The 4348-nt window shown below is 37.9% G+C and carries 3 protein-coding genes and 1 pseudogene; all 4 read left to right on the plus strand.

Annotated elements, in window-relative coordinates:
• A partial coding sequence (locus tag AC1DUW_RS21800) for a flagellar biosynthesis protein FlhF (protein WP_477643440.1) occupies positions 1-550 on the plus strand: 550 nt, incomplete at its 5' end.
• Positions 534-1400: a MinD/ParA family protein gene (locus AC1DUW_RS21805; RefSeq protein ID WP_477643441.1), complete on the plus strand. Its 867-nt coding sequence runs from the start codon at positions 534-536 to the stop codon at positions 1398-1400. The genes AC1DUW_RS21800 and AC1DUW_RS21805, both read left to right, overlap by 17 nt.
• Before the next feature lie 10 nt (positions 1401-1410).
• Positions 1411-2407, plus strand: a pseudogene (gene cheB / locus AC1DUW_RS21810) (chemotaxis-specific protein-glutamate methyltransferase CheB).
• Positions 2408-2427: 20 nt separating this feature from the next.
• Positions 2428-4348 (plus strand): Hpt domain-containing protein (locus AC1DUW_RS21815; RefSeq protein WP_477643442.1); only part of this gene is annotated, 1921 nt, incomplete at its 3' end.

Consider the following 4348-nt stretch of genomic DNA (forward strand, 5'->3'; position numbering starts at 1 on the left):
CGCTAAAGTAGCAGCAGAGACCATGCTTAGGCATGGTAAAAAAGTGGCTTTCATTACGACAGATACATACAGGATTGCAGCAATAGATCAGCTTAAGATGTATGCAAAGATTTTAAATGTTCCGATTGAAGTAGCGTATAATTTGGAAGATTTTAAAAAAGCAACGGAACGGTTTTCTCATTATGACTTTGTATTTATAGATACTGCTGGAAGGAATTTTCACAATCCACAGTATGTTAAAGACCTTAGTGAAATTATTGATTTTACAGATGAGATGGAAACATATTTAGTTTTGTCATTAACTTCGAAGCAAAAGGATATGGAAGATATTTATCGGCAGTTTGCTAGCATACCAATTAAACAGATCATTTTTACAAAAGCTGACGAGACATCAACTTTCGGGGCTATATTTAATTTTATACACGCTCATAAACTAGGAGCCGCTTATATTACAAATGGACAGAATGTACCAGATGATATAGAAAAAGCTACATCATCACAGCTATTGAAAACGGCTTTTGGGGCTAAAAAATATGAAAGATCAAGCTGAGAACTTACGAAGAAGACTGGAAACCCACCAAAATCAATCACCGGCTAAAACTCTTGCCATTTTAAGTGGTAAAGGTGGAGTCGGAAAATCTAACTTTTCTTTGAACTTTTCCCTCGCTTTATCCAAACAAGGAAAAAAGGTCCTGTTGTTCGATATGGATATTGGGATGGGAAATATAGATATTTTGATTGGTGAACATTCATCTTACAGTATCGTTGATTTCTTTGAAAGTGGTCGTAGCTTGATAGATATTATGACGGCAGGCCCAGAGAGTATTTCAATCATTACGGGTGGAACAGGGCTGACAAGCCTCTTTTCCCTCGATGAAAACAAGTTTATGCGGTTTAATGAAGAATTTAGTTTGCTGTTGACGGATTATGATTATATTTTGTTTGATATGGGGGCAGGTATAACTCAAGACTCGGCAAAATTTCTGTTATGTGTTGATGAGTTAATCGTTATTACTACGCCTGAACCGACTTCCGTAATGGATGCCTATTCTACAATGAAATACATACATTCCGTCAAAAAAGAAATTCTATATTTTCTGGTTTGTAATAGGGTTTTCACAAATAAGGAAGGCAAAGAAACGATTATCCGGCTTCAAAATGCACTTAAGAAATTTTTGGGTCTGGAAAGTGTAGCACTTGGTTACCTGCCGGACGAAAGAACTGTTTCCAAAGCTGTTTCAAGACAAATACCCTTTATCCTTTTTGATTCTGAAGCTAATGTATCTAAAGCTCTTATGGATATTGCATCGAGATATACAAGCCATTCATTTGGTGGAGAATTGAATTTACAAAAAAGCAACTTCCTTAGCAATATGAAGAGATATCTTCTTGGAAAGTAGGTCTCCTTACATGGATAAAGTTAAAGTGCTGATTGTGGATGATTCTGCAGATTTAAGAAAGTTCGGCACCTTAGATGTAGAGATGCAGGTTATGAATGGAAGTGAAGCATTAAATCGGATTATGGATGAATGTCCTACTGCTGAAATTATGTTTTCAAGCACGATGAAAGAAGGAATGGAAAATACCTTTGCTTCTATGTACAGTAGAGCCTTTGACTTTGTGGCTAAACCATTAGGTGCCATTTCACTGGATTTGTACAAAATTAAGAAAGAACGGGTTTGAAAAAGTTATGGCAGCCAGCCGTGAGAATGGTCACAAACTACAAAAAAATGCAATAAATATTGAGGGAAATCCATCGTTTTGGAGAAAATATAGTGAAAAAGATACAAGAGAAATGTTGGGAAACGAAAAAAACAAAAATAAATGGTTCTATTGGAATAAAAAAATTATAGTCATTGGTACATCGACAGGAGGCCCAAGGGCTCTTCAGACAGTATTGACGGGACTCCCAGAAACAATTGATGCACCTATTCTTGTTGTCCAGCATATGCCCTCTGGTTTTACAAAATCCTTGGCTGACCGTCTAAATTCATTATGTAGGATTCAAGTGAAGGAAGCAGAGGATGGGGAACTGATCCAAAAAGGAGTTGCTTATATTGCCCCTGGAGGTTTTCACCTGAAAGTGAGAAAAGTTGGGATGAGCATTGCAATACTTTTGGATCAATCCGAACAGCGTAGCGGACACCGCCCTTCAGTAGATGTGCTGTTTGAATCAGTAAGTGAAATTACTGATTTTGCGAAAATAGCTGTCATCATGACCGGGATGGGGATGGATGGTTCAAGTGGGATTATTAAGTTGAATCAAACGGGTCCTTTAAAAGCGATTGCAGAGTCACAGAAGACATCAATCGTTTTTGGAATGCCGAAAGCGGCGATTGCTACCAACTTGATAGATAGCATAGAGGATGTAGAAACAATAGCTAACGCAATAATTAGCTATTGTTAACTCGTGGAGGTGGAGATTGTATGGATATGAATCAGTATCTAGAGGTATTTATTGAAGAAAGTAAAGAACATCTTCAAACGTGCAGTGAACAGCTGTTGGTACTTGAGAAAAACCCGGAAGACCTTTCAATTGTTAACGAAATCTTTCGTTCCGCTCATACTTTAAAAGGGATGTCGGCCACCATGGGGTATGAGGATTTAGCGAACTTGACCCACAAAATGGAAAATGTGTTGGATGCGATTCGAAACAGCCAAATTATTCTTACCCCTGAATTGTTTGATGTGATATTTTTAGCCGTTGATGATTTAGAAGCAATTGTTATGTCTATTGCTGAAGGTGGCGATGGAAAAAGAGATGTGAAGAATGTTGTTTATCAGCTGCAATTGATTGAAAAAGGGGAGTCGCCTGTTTTCTCTTCTATCGCAGAGACTGCAGCTGCATCTACGGTTCATGAAAAGGAAGAAGTGACAAGTGGTGAGTACGATGAATTTGAATTGACAGTCCTGCAGCAGTCCAAAGAACAAGGATTCGACAGTTATGAAATTTCGATAGATTTGCGTGAAGACTGTCTTTTAAAAGCAGCAAGGGTATTTATGGTATATGAGGTTCTTGAAAAATCAGGTGAAGTAATCAAGTCCAATCCACCGGTTGAACTTTTGGAAGAAGAGCAGTTTGATCGGAAGTTTACAGTTACGGTGGTAACAAAAGAATCGAGTGAAGAGCTTCATAAAAAAATCATGAAGATTTCTGAAGTGGAAAAAGTTGGTATAAACACTCTTAATCTTGACGATCTACGACACACTGCCAATGCTAAAGAGGAAAAAAAAGCTGCAGTGGATAACCAGGCCCAAGAAAGGAACGCTTTGCTTTTAAGTGAGAATAAGGAGACTAAGAAGCAGGCACCTGTTAAGCCGGCCTCAAGTAAGACTATTCGGGTAAATATCGAGCGGCTTGATATATTAATGAATTTATTTGAGGAACTTGTGATTGATAGAGGTAGACTCGATCAAATTTCAAGCGATTTGGATAACCAGGAACTGCATGAAACAGTTGAAAGAATGTCCCGGATAACCAGCGATTTGCAAACAATTGTGTTGAATATGCGGATGGTTCCTGTAGAAACTGTATTCAATCGTTTCCCTAAAATGGTTCGTCAATTAGCAAGGGATTTGAATAAGAAAGTAGATTTGGAAATCATCGGAGCTGAAACAGAACTTGATCGTACAGTTATAGATGAAATTGGTGATCCACTTGTCCATTTATTAAGAAATGCAATGGATCATGGAATTGAAACACCTGAAGAACGTCTAGCGAAAGGGAAGAATGAAGAAGGGAAAATCCTTTTAAAGGCGTATCACAGCGGCAACCATGTTTTTATTGAAATTGACGATGATGGAGCGGGAATAAATAAAGATCTTGTCTTAAACAAGGCCTTTTCCAATGGGATTTTGACAAAGGAAGCTGCTGCTACTTTAACAGATAAGCAAATCTATGAATTAATTTTTGCTTCAGGGTTCTCAACAGCTGAAACCATTTCAGATGTATCAGGACGTGGTGTAGGGCTGGATGTGGTTAAAAATACGATCGAGTCATTGGGTGGGTCTGTAACGATAGATTCCAAAGAGAACGAAGGATCTAYATTCCTTATTCAACTTCCCCTTACATTATCGATAATTTCTGTAATGCTGGTTGAAATCCAAAAGGAAAAATATGCTATTCCACTTTCTTCTATTATAGAGACTGCGATTATAAAAAAAGAAGATATCATGAATGCTCATAATCAACAAGTTATTGACTTCAGGGGGAAAGTTCTACCGCTCCTGTTCCTGAAGGGAATTTTTGAAGTGCCTGTGCATCAGGAAAAAGAGGGATTTCTTTCTGTGGTTATTGTCAGAAAAGGCGATAAATTGGCAGGATTAGTTGTGGATTCATTTATTGGAC

This window comes from Peribacillus sp. P4_C12 (assembly GCF_056402095.1).

Excerpts from the sequence above, each read along its gene's own strand:
- AC1DUW_RS21805 (WP_477643441.1), top strand. The coding sequence starts at position 534 with ATGAAAGATCAAGCTGAGAACTTACGAAGAAGACTGGAAACCCACCAA.